Origin of the sequence: Pseudomonas sp. J452, from assembly GCF_024666525.1 — a bacterium.
Lineage (GTDB): Bacteria > Pseudomonadota > Gammaproteobacteria > Pseudomonadales > Pseudomonadaceae > Aquipseudomonas.
Genome location: NZ_CP088294.1, coordinates 1,464,644 through 1,484,262, shown reverse-complemented (window position 1 = coordinate 1,484,262; position 19,619 = coordinate 1,464,644). Strand labels below are relative to the sequence as shown.

19 protein-coding genes and 1 other RNA gene are annotated in these 19,619 nt (G+C 64.0%); 10 read left to right on the top strand and 10 right to left on the bottom strand.

Features of this window, described 5'->3' with window-relative positions; translation table 11 throughout:
• Window positions 1-53: 53 nt before the first annotated feature.
• From LRS11_RS06700 to LRS11_RS06685, 4 genes are all read left to right on the top strand, one after another.
• A complete protein-coding gene (locus LRS11_RS06700; RefSeq protein WP_182832366.1) occupies window positions 54-263 on the top strand; it encodes a TIGR02449 family protein in 210 nt (69 codons plus the stop codon).
• Window positions 260-574 carry a cell division protein ZapA gene (locus tag LRS11_RS06695; protein WP_260496087.1) on the top strand — a complete coding sequence of 105 codons (315 nt, stop codon included), beginning with the start codon at window positions 260-262 and terminating at the stop codon, window positions 572-574. Before LRS11_RS06700 ends, LRS11_RS06695 begins: the two co-directional genes overlap by 4 nt.
• A gap of 33 nt (window positions 575-607) precedes the next feature.
• A non-coding RNA gene (gene ssrS, locus LRS11_RS06690) (6S RNA) lies at window positions 608-786 on the top strand.
• Window positions 787-937: 151 nt separating this feature from the next.
• Window positions 938-1,537, top strand: a complete 600-nt coding sequence (locus tag LRS11_RS06685; protein ID WP_260496086.1) for a 5-formyltetrahydrofolate cyclo-ligase — start codon at window positions 938-940, stop codon at window positions 1,535-1,537.
• 62 nt (window positions 1,538-1,599) lie between these two features.
• On the opposite strand, the gene LRS11_RS06680 is transcribed toward LRS11_RS06685, so the two are convergent.
• A complete protein-coding gene (locus tag LRS11_RS06680; RefSeq protein ID WP_260496085.1) occupies window positions 1,600-1,731 on the bottom strand; it encodes a hypothetical protein in 132 nt (43 codons plus the stop codon).
• Window positions 1,732-1,928: 197 nt separating this feature from the next.
• Here LRS11_RS06680 and LRS11_RS06675 point away from each other — a divergent pair, with 197 nt between their 5' ends.
• Both LRS11_RS06675 and LRS11_RS06670 read left to right on the top strand, forming a co-directional pair.
• A complete protein-coding gene (locus LRS11_RS06675; protein WP_260496084.1) occupies window positions 1,929-2,378 on the top strand; it encodes an EVE domain-containing protein in 450 nt (149 codons plus the stop codon).
• Window positions 2,379-2,429: 51 nt separating this feature from the next.
• Complete coding sequence (locus LRS11_RS06670; RefSeq protein WP_260496083.1) at window positions 2,430-4,304, top strand: diguanylate cyclase domain-containing protein; 1,875 nt, start codon at window positions 2,430-2,432, stop codon at window positions 4,302-4,304.
• A gap of 155 nt (window positions 4,305-4,459) precedes the next feature.
• On the opposite strand, the gene LRS11_RS06665 is transcribed toward LRS11_RS06670, so the two are convergent.
• Window positions 4,460-4,879 (bottom strand): flagellar basal body-associated protein FliL, encoded by a 420-nt coding sequence (locus LRS11_RS06665; RefSeq protein ID WP_260496082.1) that lies wholly within the window; start codon window positions 4,877-4,879, stop codon window positions 4,460-4,462.
• A gap of 199 nt (window positions 4,880-5,078) precedes the next feature.
• Here LRS11_RS06665 and LRS11_RS06660 point away from each other — a divergent pair, with 199 nt between their 5' ends.
• Window positions 5,079-6,056, top strand: coding sequence for an NADPH:quinone oxidoreductase family protein (locus tag LRS11_RS06660; protein ID WP_260496081.1), 978 nt, complete (start codon window positions 5,079-5,081; stop codon window positions 6,054-6,056).
• 253 nt (window positions 6,057-6,309) lie between these two features.
• On the opposite strand, the gene LRS11_RS06655 is transcribed toward LRS11_RS06660, so the two are convergent.
• From LRS11_RS06655 to trxA, 4 genes are all read right to left on the bottom strand, one after another.
• Window positions 6,310-7,275, bottom strand: coding sequence for a CDP-6-deoxy-delta-3,4-glucoseen reductase (locus tag LRS11_RS06655; protein WP_260496080.1), 966 nt, complete (start codon window positions 7,273-7,275; stop codon window positions 6,310-6,312).
• 97 nt (window positions 7,276-7,372) lie between these two features.
• Window positions 7,373-8,839: a 4-hydroxy-3-polyprenylbenzoate decarboxylase gene (ubiD, locus tag LRS11_RS06650; RefSeq protein WP_260496079.1), complete on the bottom strand. Its 1,467-nt coding sequence runs from the start codon at window positions 8,837-8,839 to the stop codon at window positions 7,373-7,375.
• Between the two features lie 119 nt (window positions 8,840-8,958).
• Entirely contained in the window at window positions 8,959-10,218 is a 1,260-nt protein-coding gene (rho, locus tag LRS11_RS06645; protein WP_173210246.1) for a transcription termination factor Rho, read from the bottom strand.
• Window positions 10,219-10,614: 396 nt separating this feature from the next.
• Window positions 10,615-10,941, bottom strand: coding sequence for a thioredoxin TrxA (trxA, locus tag LRS11_RS06640; RefSeq protein WP_173210248.1), 327 nt, complete (start codon window positions 10,939-10,941; stop codon window positions 10,615-10,617).
• A gap of 483 nt (window positions 10,942-11,424) precedes the next feature.
• Between trxA and ppx the strand changes: the two genes are divergently transcribed.
• The gene (gene ppx, locus LRS11_RS06635) at window positions 11,425-12,927 is read left to right on the top strand and encodes an exopolyphosphatase (RefSeq protein ID WP_260496078.1); all 1,503 of its coding nucleotides are present in this window, start codon (window positions 11,425-11,427) and stop codon (window positions 12,925-12,927) included.
• Window positions 12,928-13,025: 98 nt separating this feature from the next.
• On the opposite strand, the gene ppk1 is transcribed toward ppx, so the two are convergent.
• The 3 genes from ppk1 to LRS11_RS06620 form a co-directional block, all read right to left on the bottom strand.
• Window positions 13,026-15,227 carry a polyphosphate kinase 1 gene (ppk1, locus tag LRS11_RS06630; RefSeq protein ID WP_260496077.1) on the bottom strand — a complete coding sequence of 734 codons (2,202 nt, stop codon included), beginning with the start codon at window positions 15,225-15,227 and terminating at the stop codon, window positions 13,026-13,028.
• A gap of 20 nt (window positions 15,228-15,247) precedes the next feature.
• The gene (gene hemB / locus LRS11_RS06625; RefSeq protein ID WP_260496076.1) at window positions 15,248-16,261 is read right to left on the bottom strand and encodes a porphobilinogen synthase; all 1,014 of its coding nucleotides are present in this window, start codon (window positions 16,259-16,261) and stop codon (window positions 15,248-15,250) included.
• 97 nt (window positions 16,262-16,358) lie between these two features.
• Entirely contained in the window at window positions 16,359-17,597 is a 1,239-nt protein-coding gene (locus tag LRS11_RS06620; RefSeq protein ID WP_260496075.1) for a sterol desaturase family protein, read from the bottom strand.
• 150 nt (window positions 17,598-17,747) lie between these two features.
• On the opposite strand from LRS11_RS06620, the gene elbB reads away from it, so the two are divergent.
• Window positions 17,748-18,413, top strand: coding sequence for an isoprenoid biosynthesis glyoxalase ElbB (gene elbB, locus LRS11_RS06615; protein WP_182832382.1), 666 nt, complete (start codon window positions 17,748-17,750; stop codon window positions 18,411-18,413).
• A gap of 172 nt (window positions 18,414-18,585) precedes the next feature.
• A complete protein-coding gene (locus LRS11_RS06610) occupies window positions 18,586-19,056 on the top strand; it encodes a thioesterase family protein (RefSeq protein ID WP_260496074.1) in 471 nt (156 codons plus the stop codon).
• A gap of 94 nt (window positions 19,057-19,150) precedes the next feature.
• Here the strand turns inward: LRS11_RS06610 and LRS11_RS06605 are convergent, their stop codons facing one another.
• Complete coding sequence (locus LRS11_RS06605) at window positions 19,151-19,600, bottom strand: YaiI/YqxD family protein (protein ID WP_260496073.1); 450 nt, start codon at window positions 19,598-19,600, stop codon at window positions 19,151-19,153.
• Window positions 19,601-19,619: the final 19 nt, after the last annotated feature.

Below are 19,619 nucleotides of genomic sequence, written 5' to 3'. Positions count from 1 at the left end.
CAAGCCCGGCAATCCTTTATAGTTCCGCCACTCATCACCCAGGTAGGGAGCCCATGGAAGACCTCGAACTGCAAGCCCTTACACGCAAGCTGGAGCTGTTGATCCAGCGCGTGGAGCAGCTCAAGTCGCAGAACCGTGCCCTGCTGGCCAGTGAGAAGGCCTGGCGCGAGGAACGCGCCCATCTGATCGAAAAGAACGAACTGGCCCGGCACAAGGTCGAATCGATGATTTCGCGCCTGAAAGCCCTGGAGCAGGACACATGACCCAGCCGAACACTGTCACCGTACATATCCTCGACAAGGAATACTGCATCGCCTGCCCGCCAGACGAACGCAGCAATCTGGAAAGCGCCGCGCGCTATCTGGACGGCAAGATGCGCGAGATCCGCTCCGGCGGCAAAGTCATCGGCGCCGACCGCATTGCCGTGATGGCCGCACTGAATATCACCCATGACCTGCTGCACAAGCAGCAGCGCCTGGACCAGGAGGCCGATCACACCCGCGAGCGGGTGCGCGACCTGCTGACGCGCGTCGACAGCGCCCTGGCCACCGATCAGGATGGCCTCGGCATCTGATTGCAGAGCGGGCGATTGGGGTATACTCGCGCCAGCTCCCTGGTGTGTTTGCCAGTCGGTGATGTCCCTGAGCCGATACGCACAACCACGGGGGTTGCAAGTGGGGCCGGTGTGCATGTCCGCCTGACGGAAAGCCTGAACGCCTCCTGCAATCTCCACCTTGAACTTTCGGGTTCAAGGGCTAACCCGACAGCGGCACAACCGGGGAGTCCTCATTTTTCGAGCCTGCTCAAGCTTTCGCGAGCAAAGGTCAGGCAAGGCAAAAGCGGCTGAGGAAGCGGAGTTTACGAGCTGTAAATGAGCATTCCGAAGACGGTTTTAACGCAGCATGACCGATGCGCAGCAGAGCTTGAGCAGGCTCGCATGCTTGAAGCCGGCAATCTGTCCCGCCCGGCCCTGCGCCGCCAGCTGCGCCAGGCGCGCCGCAACCTCTCCCCCTTGCAACAGCAACAGGCCGCCCGCGCCCTCTACCGGCAGTTGGCCCAACACCCGCTGTTTCGCCGCGCCCGCGATATCGCCCTGTACCTGCCCAACGATGGCGAGATCGACCCGCGCCCACTGCTGCGTGCCGCCCAGTCACGCGGCAAAGCCGTCTACCTGCCGGTACTCAGCTGCTGGCCACGCACCAGAATGCGCTTCCAGCGCCTGCAGCTGCACGATCGATTGGCAGCCAATCGCTTCCGCATCGCCGAACCCCTGTCCAATCCCAAACGCCAGCGCCGCGCCTGGACCCTGGATCTGATCCTGCTACCGTTGGTCGGCTTCGACGAGCATGGCGGCCGCCTGGGCATGGGCGGTGGTTTCTATGATCGAGAGCTGGCCTATCGCCAACTGCGCAAAAATTGGCACAAGCCGACACTGTTGGGACTGGCCCATGAATGTCAGAAAGTGGACAGGCTGGAACTGGCCAGCTGGGATGTAAGGCTAAAGGCGGTGGTGACGGATGGCGGCTGGTACGGCTGAACGCCTACTGGCGAGAGACAACGATGGCACCGCGATCCCTGCGGCGCTCGTTCATGCTGCGTTTACTGCGGCGCCTGGCTGACAGCCTGCTCGCCCTGACGCTCCCAGAGGTTCTGGGTGTAACCCGTGGTAACCATGCCCAGACTGAACAGGATCACCAGTACCCACAATAGATCCGGCTTTTTACGCTTCATTGGTTGCCTCCCCCTTTCCAGGCACACTGCATCGACTGACCGGTGGTGGTGTTCTTATTGGTCATGCAAGGCGCCAGGCTGGCCTTCTGCTCTCTGCGGAGCACTTTGGACCGAACCACTGCTGGCACCTTATAGCTGTCGGTAGCGAGAACGATTTGAACTACGCCACCGAAGACCGGCAAACAGGAGCAAAGTTCATGCCGAAATGGCTGATGAAATCCGAACCCGACGAACTGTCGATCCATGACCTGCAGCGCCTCGGTCGCGCGCGCTGGGATGGCGTGCGCAATTACCAGGCGCGCAACTTCCTGCGCAGCATGCAAGAGGGCGATGAATTCTTCTTTTATCACTCCAGCTGCCCCGAACCGGGCATCGCCGGGATTGCCCGCATCGTCGGCGCCACCTACCCCGACCCGACCGCTCTGGACCCCGCCAGCCACTACTTCGACGCCAAGGCCAGCCATGATAAGAACCCGTGGAGCGCCATCGACGTGGAATTCGTCGAAGCCTTCCCGCGCGTGCTGCCACTGGCCCAGCTGAAAGCCACCGGCGAACTCAGCGAACTGGCCCTGGTGCAACGCGGCAGCCGGCTATCGGTCATGCCGGTCAGCAGTGGGCAATGGGCGGCAATCCTGGCCATGCGTTGAGTCTCGTGCGGCGCTGTGCTATCAGGATTGAGACGCTCCTGGAGTTTCCTCATGCGCGCACGCTCGGTCTGGCCGGCAAGACTGGCGCTGGCCCTCCTCCTCCTGGTGCTGTGCAGCGCCAGCCTGATGCTCTGGCGCCTGCTGGAAAGCGACCAGCACAAGCGCCTGGAGGAGCACGTCGGCTACCAGGCACGCACCCTCGCCCGACAACTGGAAAACAACCTGAGTAACGAGGTGCAAAGCCTCGAACGCATCGCACGCCTGTGGAACAACCTGGGCCGCCTGCAACAGGCCGCATGGGAGCACGAGGCGAACATGGCCCTGCAGGGCTTTCCAGCCTATCAGTCGATCCAGTGGGTCGGCGCCGATCTGCGCATGCGCTGGCTGCTGCCGCTGGCCGGCAACGAGGCGGCGCGAAGTTTTCGCCTGAGCGCCGACCATCCCAACTACCTTCTGGCCATGCAGGCCAAGAGCAGCGGTGAACAGCGCTTCTCCAACAGTTTCCAGCTGGTCCAGGGCGGCCGCGGCTTCGTCCTCTATACCCCCCTGTTCCTCCAGGATGCCCAGGGCCAGCGCCAGTTCGATGGGTTCCTGCAGGGCGTGTTTCGCGTCGAGCCGCTGATGACGCAATTGCTCGACAGCCTCGACAACGGCGAGTTCAGCGTGCAGCTGCTGGAAAACGACAGCCCCCTGTACAGCCACCAGGCGCCGGGCAGCCTGGCGCAGATGCCCCAGCGCGTGGCCCTGCAACTGCTCAACAATCGCACCTTCAGCCTGCAGCTGAACCCGACCCAGGCCCTTCTGCAGCGCCTCAATTCGCCACTGCCCCGGGTGGTGCTGGGGGCCAGCCTGGCCATCAGTCTGCTGCTGGTCGCCGCCCTGGCCCTGGCCCTGGAAAATGCCCGGCGCGCCGAGGCGCTGCAGGTGAGCAATCGTCTGCTGAAAATCGAGGCCACCCGCCGCGAAGCCGTCGAACGCCGCCTGCGCGACAGCCGCGAGCGCCTGCAGCTGGTGCTCGACCTCACCGACTCCTGCCAGGACAGCCTGTTCATCTTCGATACCGAAAGCCGCGAGCTGCTGCACATGAACCAGGCCACCTATGCCAGCCTTGGTTACCGTGCCGAACACTTCGCCCAGCTGCTGCGCAATGACCCCGAACAGTTGCTGCCAGGCTTCCACGCCTGGCTGAAACAGGCCCGCAGCGCGCAGCAGGACAACCAGCCGCGCATCTTCCAGCGCGAGATGCGCCGGCGCGACGGCAGCAGCCAGGCGGCCGAGATCAATACCCAGCTGGTGCAACTGCATGAACGCGAATACCTGATCGCCGTGTCCCGCGACAACCGCGAGCGCCTGGCTCTGGAGGCCCGCCTGCAACGCCTGTCGCAGCTGGATGGCCTGACCGGCCTGTACAACCGGCGCTTCTTCGATCAACAGCTGCAGGGTGAATGGCGACGCCTGCGCCGGATCGGCGCACCGCTGACCCTGCTGATGATCGATATCGACCACTTCAAGGCCTACAACGATGCGCTCGGCCACCTGGCTGGCGACGATGCGCTGCGCAAGGTCGCCAGCGTGCTGCAGGAATGCCTGCAACGCGAGGGCGACGTGGCCTGCCGCTACGGTGGCGAGGAGTTTTCCATCATCCTGGCCAACACCGGCCTGGATGGCGGCGAGCATGTTGCAGCGCGGGTCCACGAACTGATTGCCAACCTGGCCATCCCCCACCCCGGCAGCCCGCAGCAGTACCTGACCCTGAGCATTGGCCTGGCCGTCGCCGATCCGGCCAACGAGGATCACCCCGGCAGCCTGATCGCCCGCAGCGACCAGGCGCTGTACCAGGCCAAACACAGCGGACGCAACCAGACCCGCATCTGGAGCGCCGCACAGGCCTCCGGCTACAGCCCGTCAGAATCCCCCGGCGCCTGAGAACCTGCGCCAAGTCATGCGAGCTGTTGCGGATCGCAGGGGTCGATGCACTGCGCATGCATATGTGGCTGTGGGGTACGCCATGCGCATCAAGGCATTGGCGGGCCAGCTGGTGCGTACGGCGCGCCCGGCATGGAGAGGCAAACAGTGGCGGGTTACTGGATGATCAGGTTGTTGAACAGCAGGTCCTCGACGTAGGGCTTGCCTTCTTCCTGATTGAGCGCGTCCTGCACCTGCTTGAGGGCTTCCAGGCGCAGTTTTTCCTTGGCGTCCTGGCTACCCATGCTGGCTTCGGTCTGCTGGGAGAACAGCATCACCAGTTGGTTGCGGATCAGCGGCTCATGATGCTCGACCTTTTCTTCGGCCTCGGTGCCGGTCACCCGCAGGGCGATATCGGCCTTGTAGACCTTCAGCTTGGGACCTGCACCAAAGTTGCCAACCAGAGCCGGCACCAGGCTGTAGTAGGCCACCTTGGGCGCCGCGTTCTCGCCTTCCTGCTCTTCCTCTGCACCACCGCTGGCCAGAGCGGTAAATGGCAACGACAGAGCCAACAGCAGAGCGATGCAGATTTTCACGACGGCAGTTCCTCAAGAAGGTGTGGCGCTAGTGTGCAGCCTTGGAAATACGTTCAAGTCAGCGCACTAGCATAGCCATTGCCGCGCTGGCACCCAAGCCCAACGCTTATACACCGGCATCAGGCCAGGGCATGCTCGTTGACCGGCCAAGCGTGCCACCTACACTGCCAGACCATCAACCCGCTGAGGAAATTTCGTGATGAAAGCCGTTCTGTGCAAAGCCTTCGGCCCGGCCGAAACCCTGGTAGTGGAAGACGTTGCCAGCCCCGCGCTCAAGAAGAACGAGATCCTCCTTGAGGTGCACGCCGCCGGGGTCAACTTCCCCGACACCCTGATCATCGAAGGCAAATACCAATTCAAGCCGCCCTTCCCCTTCTCCCCGGGCGGCGAAGCGGCCGGGGTGGTGCTGGAAGTCGGCGAGAAGGTCGAGCACGTCAAGGCCGGCGACCGGGTGATGGCGCTGACCGGCTGGGGCAGCTTCGCCGAACAGGTGGCCGTGCCCGGCTACAACGTCATGCCGATTCCGCGCGGCCTCGATTTCAATACCGCCGCCGCCTTCGGCATGACCTACGGCACCTCGATGCACGCCCTCAAACAGCGCGCCAACCTGCAGCCGGGTGAAACCCTGCTGGTACTCGGCGCCTCCGGTGGTGTTGGCCTGGCTGCGGTGGAGATCGGCAAGGCGATGGGCGCCACCGTGATCGCCGCCGCCAGCAGCGCAGAGAAGCTGGCCGTGGCCAAGGCGGCTGGCGCCGACCACCTGATCAACTACAGCGAGTCGAGCCTCAAGGAAGAAGTGAAGAAGCTCACCGGCGGCCAGGGCGCGGACGTGATCTACGACCCGGTCGGTGGCGACCTGTTCGACCAAGCCATCCGCGCCATCGCCTGGAATGGCCGCCTGCTGGTGGTCGGTTTCGCCAGCGGGCGCATCCCCGAGCTGCCGGTCAACCTCACCCTGCTCAAGGGCACGGCGGTGGTCGGGGTGTTCTGGGGCTCCTTCGCCCAGCGCCAGCCGCAGGACAACGCCGCCAACTTCAAGCAGCTATTCGCCTGGCATGCCGAGGGCAAACTCAAGCCGCTGGTGTCGCAGGTCTTCCCGCTGGAGCAGGCCGCCGAGGCGATCAATGCCCTGGGCCAGCGCAAGGCGGTGGGCAAGGTGGTGGTGCAGGTGCGCTGAGCTGACTGTTATTCAGCACAACCTTATCTACGTTTTGTAGGAGCCAGCTTGCTAGCGATCAGCGGGACGCTGTCTGCCTATCGCCAGCAAGCTGGCTCCTACAGGATCAGGCCGTAGGGTGGATGACGCCTTTTTCATCCACCACTCGCATACGCGTGGTGGATCGGTGAAGTGACGTAGCCCGGACTTCAGTCCGGGACATCCGCCGCCCGACTCCCGGACTGAAGTCCGGGCTACGCGTTACGCTAATGCCTTAGCGTGGGGCGTAGGCAAACACGTCGGCGCGCATCTGGTGGGCATCCATCCCGGCTTCGACCAGCGCGTCGAGGGTGCCGTAGACCATCGCTGGCGAGCCGCTGGCATATACATGCAGGGCCTTGAGGTCGGCGAAGTCCTCGCACACCGCCTCGTGCAGCAGGCCACAGCGCCCGGACCACTCCCCCTGCTCACTGACCACCCGATGCAGGTGCAGACCGGGGGTCTGCTGCCAGTCGGCCCAGTGCGGCAGCTGGTAGAAGTCCTCGGCGTGGCGCACGCCCCAGTACAAATGCACCGGGTGCTGGAAACCGGCGGCGCGGCAGTGTTCGATCAGGCTGTGCATCTGTGCCATGCCGGTACCGGCGGCGATCAGCACCAGCGGCCCGGCCGGCAGTTCGGCCAGGTGGGTGTCGCCGAAGGGCAGCTGCACCCTGGCAAAACCCTGGCGACGCAGGAATGCCAGCAACTCGCTGGCGCTTTCTTCGCGGGCCAGCACATGCAGTTCCAGCTCGCGCCCACTGTGCGGCGCCGAGGCCAGGGAGAAGGCGGAATATTCGCCATCCTCACGCTGCACCAGCAGGTATTGCCCGGCGTGGTAACGCGGCAGCTTGCCGGCCGGGGTGCGCAGACGCACGCGAAACACATCACCACCCACGTCGGTGCATTCGAGCAACTGGCAGTTCAGCTCGCGCAGCGGCAACTCACCGGGTGCCAACACGCCATCCCAATGCAACACGCAGTCCTGCAGCGGTTCGGCCAGGCAGGTGTACAGCTCGCCGTGGTCGCGCTCTTCACCACTCTGGCGTACCCGGCCCTCGACCAGCAGGGCCGAGCAGATATGGCAGTTGCCGTTGCGACAGCTCTGCGGGCAGTCGTAGCCGAGACGCCGTGCGGCATCGAGGATGCGCTCGCCGGCCTGGACCTCGAGTACCGCGCCGGAGGGTTGCAGGGTGACTTTCATGCCTGCCCAGCCCTGTAGGAGCCAGCTTGCTGGCGATCCATGGACGGCAACAGAAAATCGCCAGCGAGCTGGCTCCTACAAGTAGCAGCCGAACTCATCAGTCGATCCCCAGCTCAGCCCACAGCTCATCCACCCGCTGCTTGACCGCCTCGTCCTGAACGATGGCGCGGCCCCACTCGCGGTTGGTTTCACCCGGCCACTTGTGAGTCGCATCCAGGCCCATCTTCGAGCCCAGGCCGGAGATCGGCGAGGCGAAGTCGAGGTAGTCGATCGGCGTGTTGTCGATCAGCACCGTGTCGCGCTTGGGGTCCATGCGCGTGGTAATCGCCCAGATCACGTCGTTCCAGTCCCGTGCATTGATATCGTCGTCGGTGACGATAACGAACTTGGTGTACATGAACTGTCGCAAAAACGACCACACGCCGAGCATCACGCGCTTGGCGTGGCCGGGGTACTGCTTCTTCATGGTCACCACCGCCATGCGGTACGAGCAACCTTCCGGCGGCAGGTAGAAGTCGGTGATTTCCGGGAACTGCTTCTGCAGGATCGGCACGAACACTTCGTTCAGCGCCACGCCGAGAATCGCCGGCTCATCCGGCGGGCGGCCGGTGTAGGTGCTGTGGTAGATCGGCTTCTGCCGGCGGGTGATGCGCTCGACGGTGAATACCGGGAAGCGGTCGACTTCGTTGTAGTAGCCGGTGTGGTCGCCATACGGGCCTTCGTCGGCCATCTCGCCGGGATGGATCACCCCTTCGAGGACGATTTCGGCGCTGGCCGGCACTTGCAGGTCGCTGCCGCGGGCCTTGACCAGCTCGGTCTTGTTGCCGCGCAGCAGGCCGGCAAAGGCGTACTCGGAGAGGCTGTCCGGCACCGGGGTGACCGCGCCGAGAATGGTCGCCGGGTCGGCACCGAGGGCCACGGCCACCGGATAGGGCTGGCCGGGAAACTTCTCGCACCAGTCGCGGAAATCCAGGGCGCCACCACGGTGGCTGAGCCAGCGCATGATCACCTTGTTGCGACCAATGACCTGCTGGCGATAGATGCCGAGGTTCTGCCGGTCCTTGTTCGGGCCCTTGGTGATGGTCAGGCCCCAGGTGATCAGCGGGCCGACATCGCCCGGCCAGCAGGTCTGCACCGGCAGCTTGGTCAGGTCGACGTCGTCGCCCTCCTCGATCACTTCCTGGCACGGTGCATCCTTGAGCACCTTGGGCGCCATGCTCAGGACCTTCTTGAAGATCGGCAGCTTGCTCCAGGCATCCTTCAGGCCTTTCGGCGGCTCCGGCTCCTTGAGGAAGGCCAGCAGCTTGCCGATCTCGCGCAGCTCGCTGACTTCCTCGGCGCCCATGCCCAGGGCCACGCGCTTGGGCGTGCCGAACAGGTTGCCGAGCACCGGCATGTCGAAGCCCGTGGGGTTCTCGAACAGCAGCGCCGGGCCGCCCTTGCGCAGGGTGCGGTCGCAGATTTCGGTCATTTCCAGCACGGGGGAAACCGGCGTCTGGATGCGCTTGAGTTCGCCGCGCTGTTCCAGGCCGCGGATAAAGTCGCGAAGGTCGCGATACTGCATGCTTGAGCCTCGTATAGGCGTGCAGGTCGGGGCGCAAAGTTTAGCGCCGAACTGGGTTATTCAGAAGGCCGCAGAAATGCAAAGGCCGGGTTTCCCCGGCCTTTGTGGTCACGACTGAATTATTTCCGCTTCATGGAGAGGAAGAATTCATCGTTGGTCTTGCTGTCTTTCAGCTTGTCGAGGAGGAACTCGATGGCGGCGATTTCGTCCATCGGGTGCAGCAGCTTGCGCAGAATCCACATGCGCGACAGCTCTTCCTCGCCGGTCAGCAACTCTTCGCGGCGGGTGCCGGACTTGTTGATGTTGATAGCGGGGAACACGCGCTTCTCGGAAACGCGGCGATCAAGGATCAGCTCCATGTTGCCGGTGCCCTTGAACTCTTCGTAGATCACTTCGTCCATCTTCGAGCCGGTTTCTACCAGCGCGGTGGCGATGATGGTCAGCGAACCGCCTTCCTCGATGTTACGCGCGGCGCCGAAGAAGCGTTTCGGCTTCTCCAGGGCGTGGGCGTCGACACCACCGGTGAGGACCTTGCCGGAGCTCGGGATCACGGTGTTGTAGGCACGCGCCAGACGGGTGATGGAGTCGAGCAGGATGACCACATCCTTCTTGTGCTCGACCAGGCGCTTGGCCTTCTCAATCACCATTTCGGCAACCTGCACGTGGCGGGTCGGCGGTTCGTCGAAGGTCGAGGCAACCACTTCGCCGCGCACGGTGCGCTGCATCTCGGTCACTTCTTCCGGGCGCTCGTCGATCAGCAGAACGATCAGGTGGCACTCGGGGTTGTTGCGGGTGATGTTGGCCGCGATGTTCTGCAGCATGATCGTCTTACCGGCTTTCGGCTGGGCGACGATCAGGCCGCGCTGGCCCTTGCCGATCGGGGCGCAGAGATCGATCACCCGTGCTGTGAGGTCTTCCTTGGAGCCGTTGCCGGCTTCCATCTTCAGACGCTCATTGGGGAACAGCGGCGTGAGGTTCTCGAAGAGGATCTTGTTCTTGGCGTTTTCCGGGCGGTCGAAGTTGATCGAGTCGACCTTGAGCAGGGCAAAGTAACGCTCGCCTTCTTTCGGCGGGCGGATCTTGCCGATGATGGTGTCACCGGTACGCAGGTTGAAGCGGCGGATCTGGCTGGGCGAGACGTAGATGTCGTCAGGGCCGGCCAGGTACGAGGAGTCCGCGGAGCGCAGGAAGCCGAAGCCGTCCTGGAGGATCTCCAGCACGCCGTCGCCGGAGATCTCTTCGCCGCTTTTAGCGTGCTTTTTCAGCAGGGCGAAGATGATGTCCTGTTTGCGCGAACGGGCCATGTTTTCCAGGCCCATCTGTTCAGACATTTCGAGCAGATCGGCAATCGGCTTTTGCTTGAGTTCGGTCAGATTCATAGGAATGACGTAGCTTTGAGGAAGGGAAGGGAAAGCACTGGGCTTTGGAAGCCGCGCCGCGAGAAGGCGACTGAATCGCTCGATATTATCGAATTAGGATGCGTCGGCGACGGCTTGGAGGGCAGCGGAGGAACCGCTGACCGGCCGAATGTAACACCGGCCCCGGCAACGCGTCTAGCAGGCTGTTGAAAAACGTTGGCGAGGCAGCCAGCGCAAGGCAAAAACAGGCGAAAAAGCGCAGTTTACGAGCTGTAAATGAGCATTTTGAGCCTGTTTTTAACGCCGCGATGGCAACGCAGGTAGTTTTTCAACAGCCTGCTAGCCTGCCCAAGAAAAAGCCCCGCTAGGTGCGGGGCTTCTTACAGCAGCTGACTGGGGCGGCAGAGCCGCGCGCAATCAGATGTTGGCGTCGAGGAAAGCCGCCAGTTGCGACTTCGACAGGGCACCGACCTTGGTCGCTTCGACGTTGCCGTTCTTGAACAGCATCAGGGTCGGGATGCCACGCACGCCGTACTTCGGCGGGGTGTCCTGGTTCTCGTCGATGTTCAGCTTGCAGACCTTCAGTTTGCCCTGGTAGGTCTGGGCGATTTCGTCGAGGACCGGGGCGATCATCTTGCACGGACCGCACCATTCGGCCCAGTAGTCGACCAGGACCGGGCCGTCGGCCTTGATCACGTCGTCTTCGAAGCTGGCGTCGCTGACGTTGGTGATGAAATCGCTCATGGATAGTCTCCAGGTTCTGAAGCAAAAAGTGGCGCCATCATAGCCCGGCTTTGACCTCACTGAAAGTCGCAGTCGATTGAGCCTAGGGTCTGTTGCCGTTTCGTTCACGGCCGCGACGGAGCCCGTTTTTGCGCGGGGCTAGGCGCGAGACGCGAAGTTTGGTCGTCCAAATGAGCCGTCGAGTAACGACGTCCCGCACAAAAACGGGCCCGTCCCTGCGGGTTGCGCGCAAAATCGCGCCATGCGTCGTTGCGGGACTTGGCAAGGGAATGACCATTGCCTGCGTCCCGCGCCTAGCCTGGCGCGATTTTGCGCAGCAACGCGGTTCGCGAACGAAACGGCAACAGACCCTAGCTATTGATATGCAGCAATAAGCTGATGAAAGAGTGAGGCAGGCGGGGTCTGGGAGGGTAACATGCACCTCATTGAACCGACTGCCCGATCGCGGCAGGATGCCTCCGTTCAGCATCGAGACCCCTGACCATGCCGCAAGCCGCTCCCAAGTCGTTTTCCTTGATCGCCGCCATCGACCTCGGCTCGAACAGCTTCCATATGGTGCTGGCCAAGGCCGAACATGGTGAAGTGCGCATCCTCGAGCGCCTCGGCGAGAAGGTGCAGCTGGCCGCCGGCATCGACGACGAACGCCTGCTCAGCGAAGAAGCCATGCTCCGTGGCCTCGACTGCCTGAGCCGCTTTGCCCAGCTGATCCAGGGCCTGCCCCAGGGTGCGGTACGCATCGTCGGCACCAACGCGTTGCGCGAAGCGCGCAACCGGGCTGAATTCATCCGCCGCGCCGAAGCCCTGCTCGGCCATCAGGTGGAAGTCATCTCCGGCCGTGAAGAAGCGCGTCTGATCTACCTCGGCGTTTCCCACAGCATCGCCGACACCCCGGGCAAGCGCCTGGTCGCCGATATCGGCGGCGGCAGCACCGAGTTCATCGTCGGCCAGCGCTTCGAGCCGCTGCTGCGCGAAAGCCTGCAGATGGGCTGCGTCAGTTTCACCCAGCGCTATTTCAAGGACGGCAAGATCACCGCCGCGCGCTATGCCCAGGCCTATACCGCCGCGCGCCTGGAACTGATGACCATCGAACAGGGCCTGCAACGCCTGGGCTGGCAGGAAGCGGTGGGCGCTTCCGGCACCCTGCGCGCCGTCGGGCTGGCAATCAAGGCCGGCGGCCTGGGCAATGGCGAGATCAACCCCGAAGGCCTGGCCTGGCTCAAGCGCAAGCTGCTCAAGCTGGGTGAGGTCGACAAACTGGATCTGGATGGCATCAAGCCGGACCGCCGGCATATCTTCCCGGCCGGCCTGGCCATCGCCGAGGCGATCTTCGACGCCCTCGACCTGCAGCGCATGGATCACTCCGAAGGCGCCCTGCGCGAAGGCGTGCTGTATGACCTGCTCGGCCGCCACCACCACGAGGACGTGCGCGAGCGCACCCTCAGCGCCCTCATGGAGCGCTACCACGTCGACCTGCAGCAGGCCGCTCGGGTCGAGGCCAAGGCACTCTCGGCGCTGGAACAGGTCACCGCCGCCTGGCAACTGGACGACGACTGGCACCGCGACCTGCTGCAGTGGGCCTCACGGGTGCACGAAATCGGTCTGGATATCGCCCACTACCAGTACCACAAGCACGGCGCCTACCTGATCGAGCATTCCGACCTGCCCGGCTTCTCGCGCCAGGATCAGCTGATGCTGGCCCTGCTGGTACGCGGCCACCGCCGCAACATCCCCAAAGACCGCTTCGCCGAGTTCGGCGAGGAAGGCATCAAGCTGTTGCGCCTGTGCGTCCTGCTGCGCTTCGCCATCCTCTTCCACCACATCCGCGGTGCCCAGGAAATGCCCAAGGTGCAGCTGGAAGGCGGGCCGCAGAGCCTCGACCTGACCTTCCCGGCGGGTTGGCTGGAGCTCAACCCGCTGACCCAGGCCGACTTCGCCCAGGAAGCCGAATGGTTGAAGCGTATCGGCTTCACCCTGACCATTCACTAGGCCGGGCCCTGCCAGGCGCACCACCGATCATCGACACCATGCAAAAGCCCCGCGGATGCGGGGCTTTTGCATGGTGCTGAGCGCACAAACGCGCGGTGTCAGCGCGCCAGCGGGCTGGTCAGCTTCTCCAACAGGCTGGCCTGGGCACTGCGCAGGTTGGCGTTGCCGCTCGGCGTGATGCGCACGTAGCGCCCATCCGGCTGTAGCGCCCAAGCCTGGGTGTTGTCGGTCAGATAGGCTTCCAGCTCCTTCTTCACCCGCACGATCAGCTTGCGCCCTTCCACCGGGAAGCAGGTCTCCACGCGCTTGTCGAGATTGCGCTCCATCCAGTCGGCGCTGGACAGGTAGATCTTCTCCTCGCCGCCATTGAGGAAGTAGAACACCCGGGTATGTTCGAGGAAGCGGCCGATGATCGAGCGCACCTGAATGTTGTGCGACACCCCGGGCACGCCAGGACGCAGGCAGCACATGCCGCGCACCACCAGGTCGATCTTCACCCCGGTCTGGCTGGCCTTGTACAGCGCGCGGATGATCTTCGGATCGGTCAGCGAGTTGAACTTGGCAATGATGTGCGCCGGCTTGCCTTCGCTGGCCTGCAGGGTCTCGAAGGCGATGAGATCAAGCAGGGTCTTCTTCAGGGTGAAGGGCGCATGCAGCAGCTTCTTCATGCGCAGGGTCTTGCCCATGCCGATCAGCTGGCTGAACAGCTTGGACACGTCCTCACCGAGGGCCACATCGGCGGTGAGCAGGCTGTAGTCGGTGTACAGGCGGGCGTTACCGGCGTGGTAGTTGCCGGTGCCGAGGTGCGCGTAGCGAACGATCTCGCCGTTCTCGCGGCGCAGGATCAGCATCATCTTGGCGTGGGTCTTGTAGCCGACCACGCCGTAGATCACCACCGCACCGGCAGCCTGCAGGCGGCTGGCCAGTTGCAGGTTGGACTCTTCGTCGAAGCGCGCGCGCAGCTCGATCACCGCGGTGACTTCCTTACCGTTGCGCGCCGCCTCAACCAGCGCGTCGACGATCTCCGAGTTGGCCCCCGAGCGGTACAGGGTCTGCTTGATCGCCAGCACGTGCGGGTCTTTCGCCGCCTGGCGCAGCAGGTCGACCACCGGGGTGAAGGACTCGAAGGGGTGCAGCAGGAGGATGTCCTGCTTGCTGATCACACTGAAGATGTTCTCGGCGTTCTGCAGCAGCTTAGGGATCACCGGGGTGAACGGCGCGTACTGCAGCTCCGGGTGGCTATCCAGGCCGGTAATGCTGAACAGGCGAGTCAGGTTGACCGGACCGTTGACCCGATACAGCTCGCTCTCACTCAGGTTGAACTGCTTGAGCAGGTAGTCCGACAGCTGTTTCGGGCAGGTGTCGGCCACCTCCAGGCGCACCGCGTCACCGTAACGGCGGGAGAACAGTTCGCCGCGCAGGGCACGGGCCAGGTCCTCGACGTCCTCGGTGTCCACCGACAGGTCGGCGTTGCGGGTCAGGCGGAACTGGTAGCAGCCTTTGACTTTCATGCCCTGGAACAGGTCGTCGGCGTGGGCGTGGATCATCGAGGAGAGGAACACGTAGTTGTCCCCCGCCCCGCCGACCTCTTCCGGCACCTTGATGATGCGCGGCAGCAGGCGTGGCGCCGGGATGATCGCCAGACCGGAGTCGCGGCCGAAGGCATCGATGCCTTCCAGCTCGACGATGAAGTTCAGGCTCTTGTTCACCAGCAAAGGGAACGGGTGCGTCGGGTCGAGGCCGATCGGGGTGATGATCGGCGCGATCTCGTCACGGAAATAGCGGCGCACCCAGGCCTTTAGCTTGACCGTCCAGTTGCGTCGGCGGATGAAGCGCACTTGGTGCTGCTCCAGGGCCGGCAGCAGGGTGTCGTTGAGGATCGCGTACTGCCGCTCTACCTGTACATGCACCAGCTCGGAGATCCGCGCCAGCGCCTGGTGCGGCTGCAGGCCATCGGCACCGGCCTGTTCGCGGGCGAAGTTGATCTGCTTCTTCAGGCCGGCCACGCGGATCTCGAAGAACTCGTCGAGGTTACTGGAGAAGATCAGCAGGAACTTCAAGCGTTCGAGCAGCGGATAGGACTCGTCCAGCGCCTGTTCCAGCACGCGGATGTTGAACTTCAGCTGGGACAACTCGCGGTGGATGTACAGGCTGCTGTCATCCAGCCCCGGCACCGCGATGGGCGCTACGACCGGCGCGGGCGGGACGACGACCGCCTCGACTACGACCGGCTCGACCACGCTCTCGTTGCTCGGCTGTGCGTCCAGCGCCGCGTTATTGCTCAATCCCTCGGTGTTCATGCCATCACTTCCCAGGGGGCTTACTGCCCCGCCTTGATCAATTCTGCCGCCCGCTTGGCGAAGTAAGTGAGGATGCCATCAGCCCCTGCACGTTTGAAAGCCGTCAGCGACTCAAGGATGACCGCTTCACTGAGCCAGCCATTCTGAATCGCCGCCATGTGCATGGCGTACTCGCCGCTGACCTGATAGACGAAGGTCGGCACACGGAATTCCGTTTTAACCCGCTGCAGGATATCCAGATACGGCATGCCCGGCTTGACCATGACCATGTCGGCGCCTTCGGCCAGGTCGGCCGCCACTTCGTGCAGCGCCTCGTCGCCATTGGCCGGGTCCATCTGGTAACTGGCCTTGTTGGCCTTGCCCAGGTTGGCCGCCGAGCCGACCGCATCGCGGAACGGGCCGTAGTAGGCGCTGGCGTACTTGGCCGAGTAGGCCATGATGCGCACGTTGCTGTGGTCAGCCAGCTCGAGGGCCTCGCGGATCGCCTGAATGCGCCCATCCATCATGTCCGACGGCGCCACCACCTGGGCACCGGCAGCGGCATGCGACAGCGCCTGCTTGACCAGCGCATCGACGGTGATGTCGTTCTGCACGTAGCCACTGTCGTCGAGGATGCCGTCCTGACCGTGGGTGGTAAAGGGGTCGAGGGCCACGTCGCTGATCACCCCCAGCTCAGGGAATTTCGCACGCAGGGCACGGATCGCACGCTGGGCAATGCCATCCGGGTTCCAGGCTTCCTCACCGAGCAGCGACTTCTTCTCCAGCGGCGTCACCGGGAACAGCGCCAGCGCCGGAATACCCAGGGCCACCCACTCTTCCGCTTCCTTGAGCAGCAGGTCGATGGACAGGCGCTCGACGCCCGGCATCGAGGGGATCGCTTCGCGGCGGTTTTCCCCGTCGAGGACGAACACCGGCAGGATCAGGTCGTCGACACTCAGGCGATTCTCGCGCACCAGGCGGCGGGAAAAATCATCGCGGCGGTTGCGGCGCAGGCGGGTGGCGGGGAACAGGCGATTGGCGGGGGTAAAGCTCACGGCAAACTCCGGGGCCCACGCGCGCGGGCTCAGTGTGACGGTTATAAGCCCCCATTATGACCAATTGATGACGACGCGACAGCGTCGCGGCAAGGAATCAGGCGCGCAGCGGCGCGACCCATTGCCGCTGCAGCAGGATCAGCGCCAGCAAGCTGACCAGTGTGTAACCGGCCAGCAGCGCCCAGGCATTCGCCGACGCCGCCAGCAGACCCAGCTGCTGCGCCAGCCCGAGCAGCGGCAGGTTGAGCAGCAGGCGCAGCAGTTCCAGGCGAGCGGCCCAGGGACGGTTCTCCAGCCAGGTGCCGATGGCATACAGACCGAAGGTCACCCAGGCGCAGCCAAGCAGCAGTACCGACAGCGGCACCTGCTCATCATGCCCGAGCAGCCAAGTGCCCCCCAGCACATAGAGCACGAACTGCAGCAGCGCATACAGCTGGCGGGGCCGCGCCAAAGGCACCTCGAAGCGCTGGAACTGGCTGAGGTCGGGTTTGCCGTGCGGGAAGCGCGCGGCGACATCCGCCGGGCGCCAGCCGGTGCGCATGAACCAGATGCGCAGCTTGTCCCACCAGGACTCGGCGCGCAGCGCGTCCTGCCACAACGCGGCATACACCTGCAGGTTGGCCCACAGCGGATTCCAGCTGCGCAGCGGGGTGGTCACGCCGAACACCACCGGCTCGTCGTCCAGCTCCTCCTGGAAGGTACCGAACAGGCGATCCCAGAGGATGAACACGCCGCCGTAGTTGCGATCCATGTACACCGGGTTCTGCGCATGGTGTACGCGGTGGTTGGACGGGCTGACGAAGAACCACTCGAACCAGCCGAGCTTGGGGATGTGCCGGGTATGCACCCAGAACTGATAGAGCAGATTGAGCGCACCGACCGTGAGAAAGACCAGCGGCGGCACCCCGGCGATCGCCATCGGCAGATAGAAGATCCAGCCGAAGATAAAGCCCGTGCTGGTCTGGCGCAGGGCGGTGGAGAGGTTGTACTCCTCGCTCTGGTGATGCACCGAATGGGCCGCCCAGAGGATGCTGCGCTCGTGCCCCATGCGGTGCAGCCAGTAGTAGCAGAAGTCGTAGAAGACGAAAGCCAGCAACCAGACCCACAGACTGTCGGCCGACAGTTCGAACAACGCCAGCTGTTGCCAGGCAAAGGCGTAGGTCAGCAGGCCAATGGCGTTGGTCAGCAGGCCGCTGGTGGTCGACAGCACGCCGGCGCTGAGGCTGTTCAGGGAGTCGGCCAGACGATAGGTACGCAGGCCGCGCCAACGGTCGGCGAGCAACTCCAGACCGATCAGCAGAAAGAACACGGGCACGGCATAGAGGATGTAATTCACGGGTCACCCATATCGTTGCGGCGGATCGCGGGCTAGGATTGCCCTATCTGTTGCCATGCTAAGCCACGCACCCGCGCGCACCGAGTACCGGGCATGCCAGGGTGACCGGCATTTGGCGACACCCGCTGTTTTCCCGATCAGGAGCACACCATGAGCAAAAAGGTAGCCGTCATCCTCTCCGGTTGCGGCGTCTACGACGGCGCAGAAATCCACGAAAGCGTGATCACCCTGCTGCGCCTCGACCAGCGCGGCGCCCAGGTGCAGTGTTTCGCGCCGAACGTGGCGCAGATGCACGTGATCAACCACCTGACCGGCGAGGAAATGGCGGAAAGCCGCAATGTGCTGATCGAAGCGGCGCGCATCGCCCGCGGCAATGTCGAGGATGTGCGCGAACTGCACGTCGAGCACTTCGATGCGCTGATACTGCCGGGCGGCTTTGGCGTGGCCAAGAACCTCTCCGACTTCGCCTTGCAGGGCGCCGACTGCACGGTGCAAGCCGACGTGCTCGCCGCAGCCCAGGCCTTTGCCAAGGCCGGCAAGCCGATCGGCCTGATCTGCATCGCCCCGGCCCTTGCGGTGAAGATCTTTGGCGCGGGGGTCACCTGCACCCTGGGCAGCGCCGAAGACCCGGCCGCCGAAGCCCTGCAGGCCATGGGCGGTAGCCACCAGGCCTGTGCCGTGGAAGACATAGTCGAGGACAGCGCGCACAAACTGGTCAGCACCCCGGCCTACATGCTCGCCCAGTCGATTGCCGAAGCGGCTAGTGGAATCAACAAGCTGGTTGATCGGGTGCTAGAGCTGGCACACCCGCACTGAGAACCTGACCGGTGTGCGCAGTGCGCACGGCACACCCTACGCAGACAGACCTCCCGCACCATCAGCGGGGCAAAAGAGCCATTCCACACCGTGGCTCCGCCGCCCCACTGGTCAAGCGCGCGCAACTGCGGCAGCGTGGGGCCTTCCGCCCCTGCCGCAGACCTAACCGCCCATGAGCCAGCCCACCTTCGAACTCACCGCCGAACTGCGCGACGCCGTCGCCGGTTTCTTCCAACGCATTCCGTTCAACCAGGTGCTGGGCATCCAGCTGGTCGAGCTGTCCCTTGACAAGGTGGTGATGGAGCTGCCGATGAAGCCCGAGCTGATCGGCAACTTCGTCCACGGCATCCTGCATGGCGGGGTGATTTCCTCGCTGCTCGACGTCGCCGGCGGCGCCATGGCGCTGATCGGCGCGTTCGACAAGCACCAGCACCTGTCCAGCAGCGAACGCATGGCGCGGCTGTCCAAGCTCGGCACCATCGACCTGCGCGTCGACTACCTGCGCCCCGGCCGCGGCCAGCTGTTCACCGCCACGGCCGTGCTGCTGCGTTCCGGCAACAAGGTGGCGGTGGTACGCAGCGAGCTGCACAGCGACGACGGTAGCCTGGTGGCCGTGGGCACCGGCACCTACCTGTGCGGCTGAGAGCCGCCACGAATTTTCCGTAAGGCGTATGTGCCAACCCGTAGCCCGGATGCAATCCGGGAAGCAGGCAACTCCGACCCGGATTGCATCCGGGCTACTTCATCAGGCGGGTAAGAATACGGTCCAGTGAGTTGGCAAAGGCCTGGCGGTCCTTCTCGCCATAGGCGGCCTGGCCGCCGCCCATCTGGCCCTGTTCACGCAGATCGGTGAACAGGTTGCGCACCGCCAGGCGCTCGCCCATGTTGCGCTCGTCGAACTCGCGACCGCGCGGATCGAGGGCACTGACGCCCTTCTTCACCAGGCGATCGGCCAGCGGCACATCGCTGCAGATCACCAGTTCGCCGGGCACGGCATGCTCGACCAGGTAATCATCCGCCGCATCCGGGCCACTGGGCACCACGATCAGCCGCACGCAGGTAAAGCCCGGCCGCGCCACCGGCTGGCCGGCCACCAGCACCACTTCGAAGCCACGCTTGAGGGCAAACTTCACCACCTGATCCCGCGCCGCCCGGGGGCAGGCGTCGGCATCGATCCAGACTCGCATTGCGTGGGGTACTCCAACC